This is a genomic window from Bacteroides caecimuris (assembly GCF_001688725.2).
Taxonomy (GTDB): domain Bacteria; phylum Bacteroidota; class Bacteroidia; order Bacteroidales; family Bacteroidaceae; genus Bacteroides; species Bacteroides caecimuris.
The window spans coordinates 3974602-3994027 of the sequence record NZ_CP015401.2 but is presented as its reverse complement, the minus strand read 5'-3'; the positions used below and the strand labels follow the sequence as shown (position 1 = coordinate 3994027).

The following is a 19426-nucleotide window of genomic DNA, read 5'->3' as shown; positions in this document are numbered from 1 at the left end:
GTTTAAGGGCTTTTTTGCAGAATTATTTCATTCCTCTGTTTTTCAGTAGTGGTTCCAAGCTTGGTTCTGCTCCGCGGAAATTCCGGTAAAGTACCATCGGGTCTTCGCTGTCGCCCTTTTCCAATACGTTGTGGCGGAAGAGGTCGGCGGTGTTTTTGTCAAAGATTCCATGTTCTTTAAAGGCTTCGAAGGCATCATTATCCAGTACGTTGGCCCATAGGTAGCTGTAGTATCCGGCTGCGTAACCACCAATGATATGATTGAAGTAAGTCACGCGATAACGCGGTGCTATTTCGGGGATCAGGTTAAGCTTGTCCATTGCTTCTTTTTCGAATACAAGCATATTCAGATTTTTTACATCTTTCGTCATGTGCAAGTTCATGTCGAGGATGGCGGCAGCCAGCAATTCGGTGGTCATGAAGCCCTGATTGAAAGTCTTCTGTTGCAGTATCTTTTCGATGATTTCGTCGGGTATCACTTCTCCTGTCTGATAATGTTTGGCATACATTTTCAGTACTTCCGGTTCAGTAGCCCAGTGTTCATTGATTTGAGAAGGAAGCTCTACAAAATCGCGCACTACATTAGTGCCTGATGTTCCTTTGTATTCACATTTTGTCAGCAGTCCGTGCAGAGCGTGGCCAAATTCGTGGAACAAAGTTTCTACTTCATCCATTGTTAATAGAGAGGGAGTATCGCCTACCGGTTTGGTAAAGCTGCAAACGTTGCATACTAACGGACGGGTATCTCCTTGTTGTTCGCGGTAGTTGCTCATCCATGCACCACCGCTTTTCCCAGAGCGTGGGAAATAGTCGACGTAGAAGATACCGAGTTGCGAACCGTCTGCATCTTTCACTTCATAGACTTCCACATCAGGATGGTAAGTAGGGACACCTTCGAGCTTGGTAAGGGTGATACCATATAGCTTGTTGGCTACAGTGAAAGCACCATTGCGCACATTCTCCAGCTTGAAGTAAGGTTTTGTATCTTCTTCGGACAGGTTGTATTTTTCTTTCCGTAGTTTTTCGGTATAATACCACCAATCCCATGCTTCCAGTTTTTCTCCTTTCCCTTCCTTATCCATTAATTTTTGAAGTTCGGTAGCTTCTGCCTTTGCTTTTGGCAGTGCATAGCTCCAAAGGTTGTTCAGAAGGTTCATTACGTTGTCGGTGTTCTTTGCCATCGTTTCGTCCAGAACGAAGTTGGCATAGCAGTCGAAACCTAATAATTTAGCTTTTTCCAGGCGGAGAGAGACGATCTTACGGATGTTTTCCTTGTTGTCGTTTCCGTCGTTGTTGTTGCCACGGTTGATGTAAGCTTTGTATATTTGTTCCCGAAGCGGGCGATTTTCTGAATATTGCAGGAAAGGCAGGCGGCTGGCATTATGCAGGGTGAATAGCCATTTTCCGGGTTGTCCGGCTGCGTTTGCTTCTTCAGCGGCGCTTTGGCGGAACCACTTGGGCAATCCTGCCAGATCTTCTTCTTTGTCAACGAAGAGTTGGAAAGCATTGTTCTCATTCAGTATATTGTTGCTGAAAGTAATGCCAAGTGTAGAAAGTTCTTTGTTGATTTCGCGGAGGCGGGTTTGGCCTTCGGTATTAAGGTTTGCACCAGAACGGACAAAGCTTTTATAAGTCTTGTCCAACAGGCGTTCTTGTTCCGTTGTCAGGTTCAGTGAATCCTTCTTTTGATAGACGTCGTTCACGCGCTTAAACAGTTTCTCGTTCAGAGAGATATTATCATCATGTTCCGAAAGAACCGGTGCCAGTTTGATGGAAAGTGTGGTTAGTGAGTCAGTCGTTTCCGCATCTGTCATATTGAAGAAAATGGCACTTACACGGTCTAGGATAGGTGCACTGTTATCCAAAGCAACAATCGTATTTTCGAATGTCGGAATTTCCGGGCTTTCGATAATAGCTTCGATGTTTTGATTTTGCTCTTCTATCCCTTTCAGGAAGGCGGGTTCATAATGCTCCAATTTAATCTTGTCGAAAGAGGGAACACCATACTGGGTTTGAAACTCTGTAAAGAAAGGATTGCTTTCTGTTTTCGTAGCACAGGAGTACATCATACAACTTACTGCTAAAATGGTTAGTGTCTTTTTAATCATCATAAGTGTTTTTTATTAGAGTTTTTAGTTCTCATCGCTTACTGATATAGCACCAGATCGGGTAGTGGTCTGATGCTTTGATAGACTGGTCTACCGTGCAATTGTAGGCTTTCAGGTTGGGGCTGATCAAGATATTGTCGATGCGGAAATAGAACTTGTTCTGATTGTAGGAAATGCCCAATCCTTTGCCGGATTGTGTGAACGCATCATCTAATTCTTGGGTCAGGATGCGATGTGTATACGAGATAGAACCGTCGTTGAAATCGCCGCATACGATAGTTGCCGGATATTTACATTCTGCAATGGCTTTAGCCACAGAATCTGCTTGTGAAGCCCGGATAGCCGATGCTTCCGCCAGTTTTCTGATTAATTGCCTAAGTCCGGTTTTTACTTTCTTGGCATTCGGGTCTTTAATCATATCCTCATACATCCCTCTGTCTTCTTTGGTGAGCTTGTTGGATTCCAAGTGGTTGTTGATTAATGTAAGAGTGTCGTTATTCACATTCAGTACATATTTCATGGAACCGTTATAATTACTTTCATATTTGATGGGATGTGTCGAGAGTATGGGGAACTTGGAGAAACAGGCAAGTTGCACATCTCCTTTCCCTTGTTGGTGGATGGATCGGTAAGGATAGGCTTTCAATGCTTTTTTAATATCCTGTTCCGTCAGGTATTTCTTGTTGGTAGCGGTGTTATATTCTTGCAGACAGATAATATCGGCGTTGCTATCTACAAGATAAGACAATACCGGGTTTTTCCCATCTTTCTTCTCCAGATTGCTGAAACTCATCACGTTGTAGGATAGGATTTTGATGCTTCCTTCCGGAATCGTTTTAGTGGTGGAGTTAAAAGGAATATAAGTCCGTATCTGCGGAATACAAATCAGAAAACCGATGGCAGGCAAGAGCGCATAGCGGTAGTTGACAAATACCCAGAAGCCGATAAAAATCAAATTAATCGTCAGGAATATCGGAAATGCAAGTCCCAAGCTGGAAGCAAGTGGGTTTATTTTCGGGTTAAGGTAAGGGCTATAAGCACTTAATATCAACGTTCCCACGAAGAGAGCGTTAACAGCAAGTATCAGATATGCGACAAATTTGCCAATATGTTCCATTCTTTTATCTTTTGCTTGCGTCGAACAAGCTTTTCTTTTCTTCAGTTGTCAGACTGTCGTAACCGGATTTTTTTAGTTTTTCCAAAATACGGTCCACTTCATCAGACTGTGCTTTTTTGTGGGCATTGTAATCATAATCCTTCTCGCGACCGGTGGCACTGTTTCCATAGTGTACCTTCATTTTCGGTTTCCGTTTCCATGTTTTTTTATGAAACAAGGAGGTGAAACCATCCAGAATCCAGTTGATCCAGGAAGTTAAATCAGTTCCTTTATTTAGGCTGGTGGCAAACCAAAGTCCTGCAAGGGCACCGCCCAGGTGGGCGATATGTCCTCCGGCATTACTTGAGGTGATGGATAATACATCGATTCCGATAACAACCAGTGCCAAATATTTGAGACGGATAGCGCCGAAAAGAAAAAGTTGCACCCTGTAATTAGGCTCACGATAAGCCGTAGCGGCTACGATGGCTAATACAGAAGCCGACGCTCCTACCAATGTTGAGCCTACCACTTGCGAACTGAATAAAGGAAATACATTGTAGGCAATCATGTAAAGTAACCCACCACAGATACCTCCCAATACATATAGTCCTCTTAAATGTTTGGCCGAGAAAAAGTAGAGAAACAAACTTCCGAACCAATACAGCCAGAGCATATTGAATAAAATATGCAGGATACCGGCATGCATAAACATATAAGTAAATATCGACCACGGCTGATGCATAAATCCGATAAAGGATGCTGGTAAGGCAAATATACCGAATATATCGGGGGTACTTACTTCAAAAAGTCGCAGGAAAACGTTAATCAACGTGCCGATCAGAAAGATGCCTACGTTGATATAAATCAGTTGGATGAAAATAGTTCCTCTTCTGAATGTCTCCTTTAAATCAGCTATAATATGTCCCATTGTTATTGCTTTTTTTTCTCCAATATAAAATCAGGATCAATCCGAATAACATTCCTCCCAAGTGGGCAAAGTGGGCGATATTATCTCCGATGTTATTGGCAAGTCCTGACCATAATTCAATTGCGGCGTATCCTATCACAAAGAACTTCGCCTTGATAGGGAAAGGCAGCGGAAAGACGAACAACTGGTTGTTGGGAAACAGCATACCAAATGCCAGCAAAATGGCGTAAACGGCTCCTGAAGCACCTACGGTGGTCATCATGTTCAGATACTCTTCCATTGGGATAACGCCATAACCTATCAAATTCACTTGTGTATGTTGGCTAAATTCCATCGCATATCGAATATACTGTACTCCTTCTTGGATAAGTCCCGCACCGATACCGCAGAGAATATAGTAGAAGAGGAAACGTTTGGGTCCCCAAGTTTGTTCGAGAATCGGTCCGAATATGAAAACAGCAAACATATTGAAGAAAATGTGGCTGAATCCTCCATGCATGAACATGTAAGTGATAAGCTGTGCCGGATTAAAGTCACTCGCTAGGAAAAAGTGTAATCCCAGATAATTCGTTAAATCCAGGCCATAACGTTGGGCTACGATTGTCCCGAAAAATACTAGTACATTGATAATTATCAGGTTTTTAGTTACAGTTGGCATCATTTTAATTTCTGAATATTTAGATAATAAACGCAAAAGTACGAATAAATTCTGTTTTAAAGCATGAAAAACGCTTCCTATTAGCTCTTTTTCAATAATTTGCTACGTTTTTTTTATGTTTTTATTTGATATGTTGTTTTGTTCGGCTATATTTGTGGAATTAATCCATTGTGGGATAATCTTTTGTGTAACATATATATTAATTAATCATTTTACGTATTATGAATAAGTCTGATCTTATTAGTGCAATGGCTGCTGAAGCTCAAATGAGCAAAGCCGATGCAAAAAAAGCACTTGATGCTTTCATCACTTCAGTTACTAATGCAATGAAGGCTGGTGACAAAGTATCTCTCGTAGGTTTTGGTACTTTCTCTGTAAGCGAAAGAGCTGAAAGAACTGGTATTAACCCTTCTACAAAGGCAACTATTACTATTCCTGCTAAGAAAGTAGCTAAATTTAAAGCTGGTGCTGAATTATCTGCAGCTGTTGAATAAGATAGATAGTTGAAAGAAATTAGGAGAGGAGGCGTGATGCGTCTCCTTTTTTTGTATCTTTGCGCGCAAGAAATAACTTGATTATGAAGATAGAAGATAAACTTGTAGCGTCCGTCATCAGCGGACTGAAAGCACTCTACGGTCAGGAAGTCCCTGAAAAGATGGTGCAAATGCAAAAAACAAAGAAAGAATTTGAAGGACATTTGACACTGGTCGTATTCCCTTTCCTGAAGATGTCAAGAAAAGGGCCGGAACAGACGGCGCAGGAGATCGGTGAATATCTGAAAGCCAATGAACCGGCTGTAGCTGCCTTTAATGTGATAAAAGGATTCTTGAACCTGACTATTGCATCGGCTACCTGGATTGAGCTGCTCAATGAGATTCAGGCTGACGAGCAATATGGTCTGGTAAAAGCTACCGAAACTTCTCCGTTGGTGATGATCGAGTATTCTTCTCCGAATACAAACAAACCGCTTCACTTGGGACACGTGCGTAACAACCTTTTAGGTAATGCATTGGCTAACATTGTAGCTGCCAACGGCAACAAGGTGGTAAAGACTAATATCGTAAACGACCGTGGTATTCATATCTGTAAATCCATGCTAGCATGGAAGAAATATGGAAACGGTGAAACTCCGGAGACATCCGGCAAGAAAGGCGACCATCTGGTAGGCGATTATTATGTCTCTTTCGATAAACATTATAAAGCGGAGCTGGCAGAACTCATGGCTGGATTTACAGCACAAGGAATGAGTGACGATGAGGCTAAGGCGAAAGCCGAGGCGGCATCTCCTTTGATGCAGGAAGCTCGTGAAATGCTCGTGAAGTGGGAAGCGGGTGACCCGGAAATACGCGGATTGTGGGAAATGATGAACAACTGGGTATACGCCGGATTCGACGAGACCTATAAAAAGATGGGCGTCAGCTTCGACAAAATATATTACGAATCTAACACCTATCTCGAAGGAAAAGAGAAGGTGATGGAAGGATTGGAAAAAGGCTTTTTCTTCAAAAAAGAGGATGGCTCTGTATGGGCTGACCTGACTGCCGAAGGACTGGACCACAAATTACTCCTCCGTGGTGACGGTACTTCTGTGTATATGACGCAGGATATCGGTACGGCTAAACTTCGTTTTGCAGATTATCCGATTGATAAAATGATTTATGTAGTAGGTAACGAGCAGAACTATCACTTCCAGGTACTTTCTATCTTGCTTGACAAGCTTGGTTTCGAGTGGGGTAAGAGTCTGGTACACTTCTCTTACGGAATGGTAGAGTTGCCGGAAGGTAAGATGAAGTCCCGTGAAGGTACTGTGGTGGACGCTGACGACTTGATGGAAGAGATGATTTCCACTGCCAAAGAAACTTCACAGGAACTGGGAAAACTGGATGGTTTGACGCAGGAAGAAGCGGATGATATTGCTCGTATCGTTGGTCTGGGAGCTTTGAAATATTTCATTCTGAAAGTGGATGCCCGCAAGAACATGACGTTCAATCCCAAAGAATCTATCGACTTTAATGGCAATACGGGACCATTTATCCAATATACTTATGCGCGTATTCAGTCGGTGCTCCGGAAAGCGGCAGAATCGGGGATTCTTATTCCTGAACAAATTCCGGTTGGTATTGAATTGAGCGAAAAAGAAGAAGGATTGATTCAGATGGTGGCTGACTTTGCGGCTGTTGTAAAACAAGCCGGTGAAGATTATAGCCCGTCTATTATCGCTAATTATACCTATGATTTGGTGAAAGAATACAATCAATTCTATCACGACTTCAGCATTTTGCGTGAAGAGAATGAGGCAGTGAAAATATTCCGTATCTCTCTGTCTGCTAATGTAGCCAAAGTTGTTCGCTTGGGAATGAACTTGTTGGGTATCGAAGTACCCTCACGGATGTAAGAACTTCTGGAACTTTTTAAATAAAAAAACAGGGTGTTGGTCAGATATGGCCAACACCCTGTTTTTCCTGACTTTATCATTGCGTCACCCAAATCATAACTCTAACCAATCATCAGTATCAATGAGGTACGCTATAGCTCTCTCCTCCTCTGTGAGGCAGAGAGTTTTTGTTATAGTGTCTTTATTCTCCGGACGTGCAATCTCAATAGTAACTATAGTCTCGGCTATCTTGAGTGTTTCATCTACAGAGTATGGACACCCAGACAATTTTAATAGCCTTTCAAGTTCCTTGTATACTTTCAAAGCAACGAAACATATACAAACATGAGCCTCAATTCTTCTTGGCGTGAAATGGAACATCGGTCTTACATCCAGCGTACCTTTGGTAATACGAAACGACCGTTCCACATTCCATAGATTCTGATAGGCTTCATAGACTTTCTCTGGACTTAGATCCGTATTTGTCTTATACCCTTTTAATCCATCCCATATTGCATCTTCCTTTATCTTTTCCTCATCTATACTGACTGTAATTCCAGAACTGACTGAAAGGAACTTGTTGTAGCCTCGTTTGTTGATGTCCGCCTTCGTCAGTGTTCCCTTAGAAAAACGTTTTCTTAGCCTTTCCACACCTTGTTCTCTATCGAATGCGTTCTTCTTTGCCCTTTCATCAGAGTATCCAACAATAAGCCTGTCTCCATCCGGATATTTGATATCATTGAACACCCCACACCGACGCTCTGTTGCAATTATTTTCTCCATTATCCGGCCGGATTCCTTCTTTATCCTGGCACCTATTATATACTTATATCCACCATCACGGAGTAGCTTTACATTCTTTGCGCTCATAAGCCCGGAGTCTGCAATTACTACAAAATCATTGCCGAGATTGAATCTTTGAACAAAATCATCTACGATGGGAAGCATTGTATATCCCTCATATTGTGAACCGTTAAACAGAGAATAAGACAAGGGATATCCTCCACGACTGACAAGAAGTCCTAAAACTACTTGTGAATTTGCATTTTTACCATCTTTGGAAAAACCGGATTCCCGTAACTCGTCCTTATTCGTTGTCTCAAAATAAAGGGTTGTGACATCGTAGAAAAGTATCCCTAAATTCCCGCCAAACAATCCTTTTGTATGCTTAACACTTATCTCCTGCACGAGTTCCTGCTGGGTATTATATAGTTTATCGAGATAACGATAAATCTTCTGTAAACTGACCTCTTCCTTGAAATGCCGTCTCAGATAATCCACTGTGGCCTTCTTGCTCATAGGAGAGCATATTCTGGATACTACAAGATGACGTAGTTCTTCATCCTGTATGATATTGAATCCGATTTTATCGTAAACTTTATTGATGATTCTCTGAGGTGAATTCAGAGAAGTACTTATTATATTGGATACTATGTACTCAGTCATTGAATTCTCTTCCCGTCTTAGTTTTTCACACTCATCATCAGGGAAGCTTATGGTTTGCTGTCCACCGTAATGGGCTATCCAATTCTTTCCTTCATTTACAAGTTGACTAATTTCATCCTCGGTTGTACCCACACCTATGACATGGAGTTCCGTAAATCTACTGGAACTCTTATCGGCGACGACAACACTGGTCGAACCGGATCGATTCTTTTTCCTACGCACAAACATAGCACGAAGATACAAAATTCCCGTGCGTCACCCAAATTAGACTTAAAAACACTGCTACAGATATCTATAGGGCAGGTTCATGAGAAAATTTTAAAAAAGTGATAAAGTCAGGAAACAGGGTGTTGGTCAGATATGGCCAACACCCTGTTTTTTTATTTTTTCTTAGTGGTTCGTTTTCCTCGTTTGAAAGAAGACGTTTCCCCTTTTTCGTCTTGTATCTTGATTAACTCCAGGCAACTTTGCAGACTCAAATCCTGTGGGACAATATCTTTGGGGATTTTATAATTAGAACCTTTATAAGTAATGTAAGGTCCGTAGCGTCCGTTCAGAATTTCGAGTTCCGGTTCCTCTTCAAACTTTTTGATATGGCGTTCCACTTCTTTCTGGCGTTTGTCCAAAATGAGTTGTTCCGCCTCTTCCAAGGTAATTTCCATCGGGTCGAGTCCTTTAGGGAGCGATACATATACCTTATTATGCAGGATATACGGACCGAAACGACCTACACCGACACTGACTGTCTTTCCTTCATATTCGCCCAGTGTACGAGGCAATTTGAATAACTCCAGTGCTTCTTCCAATGTAATGGTTTCCATGGACTGCCCCTTTTTCATTTGTGCAAAGCGTGGCTTTTCTTCATCTTCTGCAGAGCCAATCTGTACAACAGGACCGAAACGGCCAATCTTAACGGAAACGGTTTTACCTGTTCCCGGTTCTTCCCCCAGGATGCGTTCGCCTACTTTATGTTCCGTCTTGATAGCTAACGTGCTTTCTACAGACGGGTGGAATTTATCATAGAAATTCTTCATGATAGAAGTCCACTTTACTTCTCCTTCTGCAATTTCGTCAAATTCCTTCTCTACGCTGGCGGTAAAGTTGAAATCCAGAATGTCCGGGAAATACTCGGTAAGGAAATCATTTACCACAGTGCCAATATCCGTTGGGAGTAATTTAGCCTTTTCTGCACCGGTAATTTCAGTATGATTTTCGTCTTTAATTTGATGATCCTTTAATGTCATGACATTAAACTGGCGTTCTTCACCGTCTTTATTGCCTTTCTCCACATATTCGCGTTGCTGGATGGTAGAGATGGTAGGCGCATAAGTGGACGGACGTCCGATGCCCAGTTCTTCCAACTTGCGTACAAGACTTGCTTCCGTATAGCGTGGAGGGCGTTGGGTGAAACGTTCGGTTGCAATGATAGGTCCATGTTCCAACTTCTGACCTTTCTTCAGAGGAGGAAGCAAGTGGCTTTCATCTTCCTGTTCGTTGTCGTCATCATAAGATTCACGGTACACACGCAGGAAACCGTCGAACTTAATCACCTCACCGATAGCTGTAAATACATCGCTGCTGCCACTTATCGTTATGGTAGCAGTCGTCTTTTCCAGTTCCGCATCTGCCATTTGTGAAGCAATAGTGCGTTTCCAGATCAAGTCATATAGTTTCTTCTCTTGTGCTGTTCCTTCAACGGATTGGTTCTCCATATAAGTAGGGCGGATGGCCTCGTGAGCCTCTTGTGCACCCTTGGTCTTGGTATCGAAATGGCGGGGATGTACATAGCGGTCGCCCATCATTTTGATGATAGCGTCTTTACTGCCTGCTGTTGCAAACTCCGAGAGGTTGACAGAGTCCGTACGCATGTAAGTGATGAATCCCGATTCGTATAAACGCTGCGCGAGCATCATGGTTTGAGCTACGGTATATCCCAATTTGCGTGCGGCTTCCTGTTGCAAAGTGGACGTTGTGAACGGAGCAGGAGGCGTTTTCTTGATCGGGCGGGTGGTAATATCATCGATTGCAAAGCTCGCTCCCTGACAAGCGTCGAGGAAAGCCTTTGCTTCTTTTTTTGTTTTGATACGGCGAGCCAGTTCAGCTTTCATTTCCACCAGTTTTCCATCCATGTCCGGCACGAGGAATATGGCAGTGACGCGATAAGCAGCTTCCGTTTTGAAGGCATGTATTTCACGTTCACGTTCAACGATCAGGCGGACAGCGACAGACTGAACACGTCCGGCAGAGAGTGCCGGTTTCACTTTTCTCCAAAGTACGGGAGAGAGTTCGAAACCTACGATACGGTCCAGAATCCGTCGTGCTTGCTGTGCATTTACGAGGTTGAGGTCAATGTCGCGTGGTTGTTCAATAGCTTTTAAGATAGCGCTCTTCGTAATTTCATGAAATACGATTCGTTTTGTGTTTTCCGGTTTTAGTTTCAAGACCTCATACAGATGCCAGGCAATCGCCTCTCCCTCGCGGTCCTCATCGGATGCGAGCCATACGGTTTCTGCCTCTTTAGCTTCTGTCTTTAGTGTGCTAACCAGCGTCTTTTTGTCTGCCGGGATTTCGTAGCTGGGTTTAAAATCATTATTTACGTCGATACTGAAATCTTTTTTCTTCAGATCGCGTATGTGTCCGTAACTAGAAAGGACTTTGAAATCTTTCCCCAGAAACTTTTCAATCGTTTTTGCTTTTGCCGGAGACTCGACAATGACAAGGTTTTTCTGCATAATTCTTTCTTTTATAATGGCTTGTACCACAATATTCGGGGACAAAAGTAAAAAAAAAGATTCTCCCTACCTTATATTATAAGGAGAATTTAATAAAATCTTGAGATTTACATCTATGAGGGTAAAGGCTAATATGGTAAATCTTAAAATTTGATTCAGGACGTTCGGTGGTATATATTAAAATGAAATAAGATGATATTTAATGCAATATGCCCATCTCGAATAGTACGGGATGGGCATATTGTGTTTTTACTATATTCTGTCTATTTCCCTTAGAATCGGAAACTCAATCCTCCTAAGAAATTGAATCCTTCCGTAGGATAACCTAAATAATATTGATATTTCTTGTTCAGCAGGTTATGTACTTGCGCATAAACAAATACTCCTTTGAATACATTATAGCTAGCTCCGATATGCAAATCATTAATTGCGGTCATTTTTGCATACTCTTTCACTTCTTTCCGGTTGATGTAATCATAACCTAGATTTATGTTAAGAGCAGAGATTGGATGAATACGTACATTGAAAGACATTTCACTGGCTGGTTTCACTGCCAACAGATATTCCTCTGTTTTGCTGTCCCAATTACGGTAAGTATATTTGGCTGATATTCCGAAGATATCCTTGTAATCGTAACTGATTTCACCTCCCAGGTAAAGATTATCTGTATTGTCTTGAGCAAAAGAGAGATAAGAACCTGAATGAATATCATTTGGGTCAAAACCTAAATAACATAAGTCGTTCTTTAGATTCTGATAACCACCGAACACATTGAACCAAAGTCCCGGATAAGGGCTTGCTTTGAATCCGATACTACCGTTGATTTGCTCGTAAGTATCATAAGGACGTTGTACGTATCCCAAAGTAGCAGTGGTATTTGCCTCTGGCAGTTCACTGTACGGACAGATATTTTCAAGTCTGCGGAAATCATTCAATTGCTTACCGCCAGTTGCTTTTGCATAAACAATGTAGCTATCAGAGAAAATATACTGTGCGGTGATATCGGGTGAGATACGGAAAGACTGATCAAATCCGAAAGATAAATCTACATTGGCTCCGATATGCAATTTCCAGTCATCATTATCCAGTTCATAATATGGATTTAAAAGAAGCGTTGTGTAGTTTTTGAAGTATTCATCTCCGGTGGAAACATTCTTTGTATATCCGTTGTAGAGAAGATTGTTCATTTCCAAAGCGATAGTTATTAATTGTTGGTCACCGATAGCTCCCGTGACATCGCCTTTGGTGCGTATGATTGTTTCCTTGATACCTGTATTGGCTTCAGATTCATTGAACATGTTATGCTGACGTTCATACATCAACAGATTTGTTTCTGCATTGAAACGCAGTGGTGCAGTCTCATCAGTGAAATGAATGCCCGCATGGAAGTCACCGGATGTGAATTTCTGCTTGCTGTTTACGCTTTCCGGTTGGAAGTTGAAGTTGCTCAATCCGAAGTTTCCGGCAATATTTAAATCCAACTTATCAAATTGATGCGTGTAATCCACATTTGCGCGTGTGCGATAATAAAATGCATTCCATTTTTCGGAGTCTGTGAAAGGAAGCGTTAGTTTACCATCCATTCCATCCATTTGGAAACGTACATTCAATTTGTCTTTTTGCGACAGGCGGAATAGATAATTGGCAAGAACATCCAAATTGCCATAATTACCATATCCGGCACGTACATATCCCGGGGTAGTGCCGGGTTGAACTTCTTTTCCGGTATAGGGGCGCATCAGGCCTGCCGGAACGGAAGTAGCCGGAAAGAATGTTGTAGCATACTCTACTTCTTTCTTGCTCACTGTCGGTTCTTCTACTTTAGGCAGGACGTTTACTTTCGAAGCGTCCATAATGTCCGGGTTATATTCTTGTTCCACAACGACCGTGCGGGTCATTGTTGTATCCTTCGGTTGGGTGGTTTGGGCTTGAAGGCAGGATGGCATTGAGATTGCCAACGCGAGTCCTCCTATTATATAATGAGATCGTTTCATACTTTTTTATTTTTTAATTCTCAATTCTCAACTTTCAATTTATTAAGTCTGCTTTCAATCATGCTTTCAATATCGTCATTCCCTTGATAATTCTGTTGCAGACTAAGCAGATATTGGCGTGCGTCCAGATCTTTACCCGTAGCGTGATAAACGTCGGACAGAAGGACAAAACTGCGCGCTAGCCAATAAGCATGTGGTGTACTCTGCTCTATATAGTTGAGCAGTTCTTTCTCTGCAGCGGCGTATTCTTTTGCGTCGTAGAGGGATTGTGCAACCTGATATTTAGCTTCGGCACCGTAAGAATTACGTGTATCTTTAGCAAGTTCACGATAGTCTTCCATTGCTTTCTTGTCAGCCTTTTGCTTGGTGTAGGCTTTAGCACGGTAATAAAGAGCTTCGTTTCTTAGCTCCGGACTAAGCTTGGCTTCTGCGAGCAGGTCGGTAGCTGCATGGATGGTTTCTATATCATCTTGCAATAGGAAGGCACAACGCAAAATACCCGTTTCAGCAAGTTGGCGGCGCTCTACGTTGGTTGCTTTTTCTTTCAGCATTTTGTAGCTAGCCAATGCTTCAGCCATATTCTGCTGGTTGAATTGCACTTCAGCGCGCAAGATCAGTGCCTCTTCTGCAAACGGGTTGTTAGGATATTCTAGCAGTTTGCCGGAATGGAGAAGAATCATATCGTAATTTTTCTGCTCGTTTCCGATCAGGCAGAGATAATAATGTGCGTTCAGGCTGAAGGCTCCTTCTGGGAAAGTTTGCAGGTATTTGTTGAGGCTTGTTTTGGCTTCTTCCATTCTGCCTCGTGCATAAATCTTTTCTGCGGCGACATACGTAAGCGAGTCTTGTTCGTTAGTATCGAAACGGATATGTCCCGGCATGGCATTTGCTAAAGCTGCAAATTCGTCGATGCGGTTGAGGTCTACATAAATAGATTTCAAATCACGCATGGCAAGGCGTGCTTCTTCACTGCCCGGATATTTCTCGATAACTTGTTTGTAGGCTTCGATTGCTTGGTTGTAGTCTCCTTTCTGATAGTACAATAGTCCGATTTCTGCAGCGGCTTTCCGGCTGACAGGACTTTCGGGATATTTGCTTAGCAATTCCTTGAAAGAAGTAATGGCTTGGTTGTTGTTATCCATGAAAACATAGGAACGCCCTTTTTCATAAATAGCATTTATGGCATAAGGAGAAGCAGGGTATTTTCCTACCAGACGGTTCAGTAAGGTAATCTTACCGGTATAGTCTTTCTGCAGACCGGATACAAGAGCCAGTTGATAGAAAGAATAATCTCCGGAGGAAGTATTCATCTGTTCGGCTTGCGAATAATAATGTTTGGCTTCTTCGAAGTTACGTACATGCAGGTGGCAGTCACCGATACGATTGTATGCATCGGCAAGTGCGGTTGCATTCTCACCTTTCTCCAGTTGAATGTATTTCTGGAAGTAATTGCTTGCTTGCGTATAGTCTTTTCGATGGAAAGCGATATATCCTAAGTTATAATTGGCAAGCGCATACATTTCATTATTGGATTGGGTGGTCAGTTGCAGATAAGCATTAAAATCCCGTGCGGCTTCTACCATTCGGTTTAAACGGTAATAGGATTCTCCACACCAATAGTAAGCGTCTGCCTTGGTCTGACGATTGTATTGGCCGATGGCAATGGATTGGTTCAGATATTTCAGAGCTTGTTCAAAGTCGGCGTTAGCGAAAGATTGAGTTCCTAATTGGAACAATATCTTCTGTTTGGCTTCCAATATTTGCGCGCTTGGTTTGGCAATCCGGTCGATTGATTTCAATGCTGCATCGTAGCTACGTGTATTCATGTAAACTTCCACCAGGTAACTGCTGACTTTTTCAGCATAAGGAGAAGTTGGAAATTCATTCAAAAATTTCTCGAAGGCAGTAACTGATTCACCGAAAGCAGAGAAAGAAGTCTCGTGCAAGCAAAGAGCGTAGTTGTAGGCTGCCTGTTCCTTGATTTGCATATTGGCATTAGAGGCAGCAGCTTGTTCAAAAGCCATGCGTGCTTTGTTTTTCTCTGCCAGTTGCAGATAAGAGAGTCCCATGTGGAGATATGCATTTTGGGTCAGAGCATCGTTGTCAGTTGTCACCTTACCTAATGTTTCGGCTGCTTTGGAGTAGACTTTTGTTTGGTAGTAGGAGAGTCCTAGCATATAAAGGGCATCTCGGCGGGGAGCCGAGTTATCCTTATTCAAGTAATTGTTGAATGCTTCTACGGCTTGGTGATATTGTTCGAAGTGGTAATAGGCATTTCCCAGAATACGGTACATTTCTGCAGCGTGCTCGTTGTTCGGGTAGGCTGACAGGTAGTTTTGTGCTACAATTTGTGCCTTATCATAGTTTTTGAGTTGCGTATAGATTTCGGCTATATAATAAGGAACGAGTGCTTTGTACTTCGAGTCGTTCTGTAAGGGAAGGAAACCTTTCAATGCTTCACTATAGCGTTTTTGTGTATAGCGGATATAAGAAAGATAATAATCACAATCTTTGGCATATTGGGGGCTGTTGGTGCGCAACGTTTCAAACCAGATAGCTGCTTCTCTTAGATTATCGGTTTTCAGATAACAGGTAGCCAGTTGGTAGGTGCAGTCATCTCGTTCTTCATTACCCAACAAATCAAGATCGGCAGAGTTGAAGAGTGCCAGTGCTTCATCATATTTTCCTTCGTAGAAATAGCAGGAGGCTAACAGCGCATAAATGCGGTTAGCGTATGGAGTATCAGGGTAACGGTCGAGATATTTGCGGAGGAGTTCGATACGGTTTTTATCTTTCAGTTCGTAAGCCGAACTGACCAGCATATACTCTGCGTCCTGAAGAAGACCGGCTGCAGGCTTCTGTTTTACAAATGCTTTCAAGGCCGGCAAAGCAGCTGCATAATTCTTTTCTTGGAAAAGTTCTTTTCCTTCTTTATAAAGGTTGTCAGTCGAAGTGAACTTATCACTTGTCTGGGCAAATCCTATAATGGGCGTGCAGCAGATGGCGGCACAAATGAGTCTAGTAATTTCTTTTTTCATAATCGGGTGTTTATGCAAAAATACTACATATCTTTTAATGAGAATCCTTTGAAAGTTATTTTATAATCATTTAATTCTTTATGTAAAGTTTCTCCTTTCTTTTCCAATGCTGGGATACTTATTTTTCTCGAATTTCTTTTTACTTCTCCGATAAGTGCTGTTTTGTTAAAGCGGTTGAGGGCGATCAGGTCTATTTCATTTTCTCCGTTTTTGTCCCAATAGTTACCTACATCGGTAACTTCCTCTTCTTCAGCGATAAGTTCACGGAAATATTTTTCTAACAGTAGGCCGCTGTATTGTTCATAGTTCTTTTCTACATATTCTATCAGTAAATGGTTTTTCCCCATTTCCAGTACTGCGTTGTTTGAGAAAATAAAGCGAAACCAGAATCGTAGAAAATTGTCTTGCAAGCAATAACGGGTAGCACGACTATTAGGTTTAGCGAACATCGGTTTCACTTTTTTGATTAATGAATATTCATCCTCAAGGTTGGCTAAATAGGAACCGGTGTTTTTATTGATGATGGAATCGATTTCTCGTTGTGTTGTTTTTCCTTCTGCAATGAGAGATAGGATAGAAAAATAATTGGCATAGTCTTTCCCGAACTCGGAAATCAACATGTCTTTGCCTTCTGTCAGAAATGGTGAGCCTTCGGAAAGTGCATAATTTATCATGGCAGTTTTATTAAATGCTTTCGCTTCCATCAATAGGGTGATGTATTTGGCTACTCCACCTGTCAGCAAATACAAGCAAAGCAAATCTTCCGCTGTGAATTGGGGGGCATGGTCTGCTAGAATCTCTTTGATAACGGTGGTGGTGAATGGATGCAGGGCAATTCGGGCGGTAAGGCGTCCGTATAGTGGCTCCTTGCGGTCTTCGAATATTCTTTTCATCATTGAATAAACAGAACCGCATACAATGAAATTGATTTTGGAAGTCGCGTGATATTGGTCCCAAATACGTTGTATGTCACTGACGATAGACGGATTGATATAGAGAAATTCTTGAAATTCGTCAATGATTAATGTGAAATTTTCCTTTTGGGAATGTTGCATCAGCAGTTCAAAGAGCTGTGCGAACTCTCTGATTTCTCCATAGATACGAATGCCAAGCGTTTCCTGAATGACTGGTTGATATTGTGCGCAAAGCAGGACTTCACTCTTTCTTGCTACAAATATATATACGAATCGGGTGTCTTTGGCAGACTCTAAGAGTAGAGCTGTTTTTCCGATTCGTCGGCGTCCGGTCATTACAGTAAAGCAAGCGCTCGTTTGTGATTGCTCTTTAGCTGCATACAGTATCGCCATTTCTTTCTTTCGGTCGTAGAACTTCATATTATTGCTATCTTAATGGCGGTTAATTTAATAGCCGTTAAATTAATAGTGGTTACAAAGATAACACAATATGTTGTATTTTCTTCATTTATAGTAATATAATATGATTGTTTAAGATTGTGTGATAAATTGCTCTGATCTATTTAGTTGAGATGAGCTTCTATTTTACAAATACATCAATTGACTACTGAAAAATGGCTCATCTTAAAAAAAGGAATATTTGAACGGGAATAAAAGGCGTAATTACTGGGAGGGATTGAGAAATATAAAAAAACGCAGAGATTTGTAGGTGCGAAATTCTTTCTTTTTGTTATAGGAGATATTTGTCGATTAAATTGTAATGCTTTTCTTCTTTTTCACTTGTTGTGTAAACTGAAATGTGGTTAGAAACTGGCATTTTGTTGTTTGTTGCCTTTTCGATATTTGTGATGAAATAGAAGAAAAACGGTCTTAATTTTCCCTTATTTTTCTTCCTCACCGAGCAAAAGTTGCTTCGTCGGTGAGAAAGGAAGCGTTCCTCAGTGGGGAAGAACTCCTTGGTTTTAAACCAACGAATCTTTTCTTGATAGAAAAAGATGCATATTCGACTTGAATTTATACGGTATTTGCCTATGATTTTGCATACAGTTGCATGTTTTTATGCATTTTATTCTCCAGATCATTATTTTTTTATCTGATGTTTTGGAGGAATATCTTAAAAATGGGACATAACTATAAATGAAATACTCTCAATCTATCAGGCTGATGAGATTATCTTAGCGGCATTGAGCTAGAAACAAGCTAAGTCCGCGACGGATAGAATCCAACCCAAAATCTTCCGGATGAATCTCGGAGAGAGGTAGGAAGAAAGAATCTGCTACATCATCCATGGCGGAGAAATGGCTCATGTCTTCTACAGTGCAGAGGAAAAACATATCGAGAGTATGTACAGGGAAACCTGAATAAACATAAATATTGGGAAGTGTGAACTGGTAAACGGCTTTTTTAACTTTCAGCCCTGTTTCTTCCAGTACTTCGCGGGCAACACCTTCTTCACCTGTCTCGTTCATATCAATAAATCCTCCGGGAAGATCAAGAGTTCCCTTTGCCGGTTCTTTAGCACGTCGGCAAACAAGCAATTCGTTTTTCTCATTCAAGATAAGTGCCACAGTAGCAGCGGAAGGGTTAAAGTAATAGACAAAGCCGCAATCTGTACATTTTTTGGACTTTTCGTTATTTACCTCGAAATGCGGAGAACCACATTCAGGACAATATAGGAATTGAGCTAGAGGGTGTTTCATAATCGTATATACTTCCAGTTTTTTTGTTTATGTACGCAAAGGTATAAAATGCTTTTATTAATTTCAGCTATCATAGCATAGAAATATTCGATTGGACTTTTCTGAAAGGGCGGGCTTTCTGCCTTTATCTTTGCCCCGAAAACAATAAATAAAATGTTGTTTCTGATATTGGCAGACCCGACAGATGCTTTGAGGCATACACTGGGTGTATATATCGAAGAAGAGGGTATGGTTTATCGTGGTACATTCGTTCTCAATCTAGAAGGAAAGATTAAAGTGGTAGAACTGTGATAGGAAATGATGATAAACTGACTGCCCTGTGCATCAAAGATCGTAAGAAGAACTCAGAGTCAGGATGTTGAATGCAAAGGGAGAAACCTTGTTGGATATAACGGTCTGAATAATGTATATGATAGCTTGAATCATAAAATTGAAT

At 41.5% G+C, this 19426-nt stretch carries 12 protein-coding genes and 1 pseudogene; 3 read left to right on the top strand and 10 right to left on the bottom strand.

The genetic code is table 11. The annotated features are described in order from the left end of the window. Positions 1-22: 22 nt before the first annotated feature. Genes A4V03_RS17385 through A4V03_RS17370 form a run of 4 tightly spaced genes read right to left on the bottom strand, consistent with a single transcriptional unit; the run spans position 23 to position 4792 of the window. A complete protein-coding gene (locus tag A4V03_RS17385) occupies positions 23-2107 on the bottom strand; it encodes a M3 family metallopeptidase (RefSeq protein WP_089280675.1) in 2085 nt (694 codons plus the stop codon). Between the two features lie 31 nt (positions 2108-2138). Further along, complete coding sequence (locus A4V03_RS17380) at positions 2139-3224, bottom strand: endonuclease/exonuclease/phosphatase family protein (protein ID WP_065539747.1); 1086 nt, start codon at positions 3222-3224, stop codon at positions 2139-2141. Between the two features lie 4 nt (positions 3225-3228). Next, on the bottom strand, positions 3229-4134 hold the full coding sequence (locus A4V03_RS17375) for a rhomboid family protein (protein WP_065539746.1): 906 nt from the start codon (positions 4132-4134) through the stop codon (positions 3229-3231). After that, entirely contained in the window at positions 4115-4792 is a 678-nt protein-coding gene (locus A4V03_RS17370) for a rhomboid family intramembrane serine protease (protein WP_089280688.1), read from the bottom strand. The genes A4V03_RS17375 and A4V03_RS17370 overlap by 20 nt, the downstream gene beginning before the upstream one ends. Before the next feature lie 221 nt (positions 4793-5013). On the opposite strand from A4V03_RS17370, the gene A4V03_RS17365 reads away from it, so the two are divergent. Together A4V03_RS17365 and argS are read left to right on the top strand one after the other, a co-directional pair. Then, positions 5014-5286, top strand: coding sequence for an HU family DNA-binding protein (locus A4V03_RS17365; RefSeq protein ID WP_004296482.1), 273 nt, complete (start codon positions 5014-5016; stop codon positions 5284-5286). A gap of 83 nt (positions 5287-5369) precedes the next feature. Continuing rightward, a complete protein-coding gene (gene argS / locus A4V03_RS17360; RefSeq protein ID WP_065539744.1) occupies positions 5370-7187 on the top strand; it encodes an arginine--tRNA ligase in 1818 nt (605 codons plus the stop codon). Between the two features lie 93 nt (positions 7188-7280). On the opposite strand, the gene A4V03_RS17355 is transcribed toward argS, so the two are convergent. The 6 genes from A4V03_RS17355 to A4V03_RS17330 all read right to left on the bottom strand — a co-directional run bounded on the left by A4V03_RS17355 (position 7281) and on the right by A4V03_RS17330 (position 18990). Then, entirely contained in the window at positions 7281-8840 is a 1560-nt protein-coding gene (locus A4V03_RS17355) for an IS1634 family transposase (protein ID WP_065538612.1), read from the bottom strand. Positions 8841-8992: 152 nt separating this feature from the next. Beyond that, positions 8993-11344 (bottom strand): type I DNA topoisomerase, encoded by a 2352-nt coding sequence (gene topA / locus A4V03_RS17350; protein ID WP_065540487.1) that lies wholly within the window; start codon positions 11342-11344, stop codon positions 8993-8995. A gap of 272 nt (positions 11345-11616) precedes the next feature. Then, complete coding sequence (locus A4V03_RS17345) at positions 11617-13338, bottom strand: TonB-dependent receptor (RefSeq protein WP_065539743.1); 1722 nt, start codon at positions 13336-13338, stop codon at positions 11617-11619. 20 nt (positions 13339-13358) lie between these two features. Beyond that, positions 13359-16376, bottom strand: a complete 3018-nt coding sequence (locus A4V03_RS17340; RefSeq protein WP_065539742.1) for a tetratricopeptide repeat protein — start codon at positions 16374-16376, stop codon at positions 13359-13361. A 23-nt stretch (positions 16377-16399) separates the two neighbouring features. Then, on the bottom strand, positions 16400-17710 hold the full coding sequence (locus A4V03_RS17335; RefSeq protein WP_065539741.1) for an ATP-binding protein: 1311 nt from the start codon (positions 17708-17710) through the stop codon (positions 16400-16402). A gap of 755 nt (positions 17711-18465) precedes the next feature. After that, complete coding sequence (locus A4V03_RS17330; RefSeq protein ID WP_065539740.1) at positions 18466-18990, bottom strand: NUDIX hydrolase; 525 nt, start codon at positions 18988-18990, stop codon at positions 18466-18468. Positions 18991-19155: 165 nt separating this feature from the next. Here A4V03_RS17330 and A4V03_RS20885 point away from each other — a divergent pair. After that, a pseudogene (locus A4V03_RS20885) lies at positions 19156-19278 on the top strand (peroxiredoxin); the annotation flags it as partial. Between the last annotated feature and the right edge of the window lie 148 nt (positions 19279-19426).

Coding starts and splice junctions, on each gene's coding strand:
- A4V03_RS17385 (WP_089280675.1), bottom strand. CDS start 2,107: ATGATTAAAAAGACACTAACCATTTTAGCAGTAAGTTGTATGATGTAC.
- A4V03_RS17380 (WP_065539747.1), bottom strand. CDS start 3,224: ATGGAACATATTGGCAAATTTGTCGCATATCTGATACTTGCTGTTAAC.
- A4V03_RS17375 (WP_065539746.1), bottom strand. CDS start 4,134: ATGGGACATATTATAGCTGATTTAAAGGAGACATTCAGAAGAGGAACT.
- A4V03_RS17370 (WP_089280688.1), bottom strand. CDS start 4,792: ATGCCAACTGTAACTAAAAACCTGATAATTATCAATGTACTAGTATTT.
- A4V03_RS17365 (WP_004296482.1), top strand. CDS start 5,014: ATGAATAAGTCTGATCTTATTAGTGCAATGGCTGCTGAAGCTCAAATG.
- argS (WP_065539744.1), top strand. CDS start 5,370: ATGAAGATAGAAGATAAACTTGTAGCGTCCGTCATCAGCGGACTGAAA.
- A4V03_RS17355 (WP_065538612.1), bottom strand. CDS start 8,840: ATGTTTGTGCGTAGGAAAAAGAATCGATCCGGTTCGACCAGTGTTGTC.
- topA (WP_065540487.1), bottom strand. CDS start 11,344: ATGCAGAAAAACCTTGTCATTGTCGAGTCTCCGGCAAAAGCAAAAACG.
- A4V03_RS17345 (WP_065539743.1), bottom strand. CDS start 13,338: ATGAAACGATCTCATTATATAATAGGAGGACTCGCGTTGGCAATCTCA.
- A4V03_RS17340 (WP_065539742.1), bottom strand. CDS start 16,376: ATGAAAAAAGAAATTACTAGACTCATTTGTGCCGCCATCTGCTGCACG.
- A4V03_RS17335 (WP_065539741.1), bottom strand. CDS start 17,710: ATGAAGTTCTACGACCGAAAGAAAGAAATGGCGATACTGTATGCAGCT.
- A4V03_RS17330 (WP_065539740.1), bottom strand. CDS start 18,990: ATGAAACACCCTCTAGCTCAATTCCTATATTGTCCTGAATGTGGTTCT.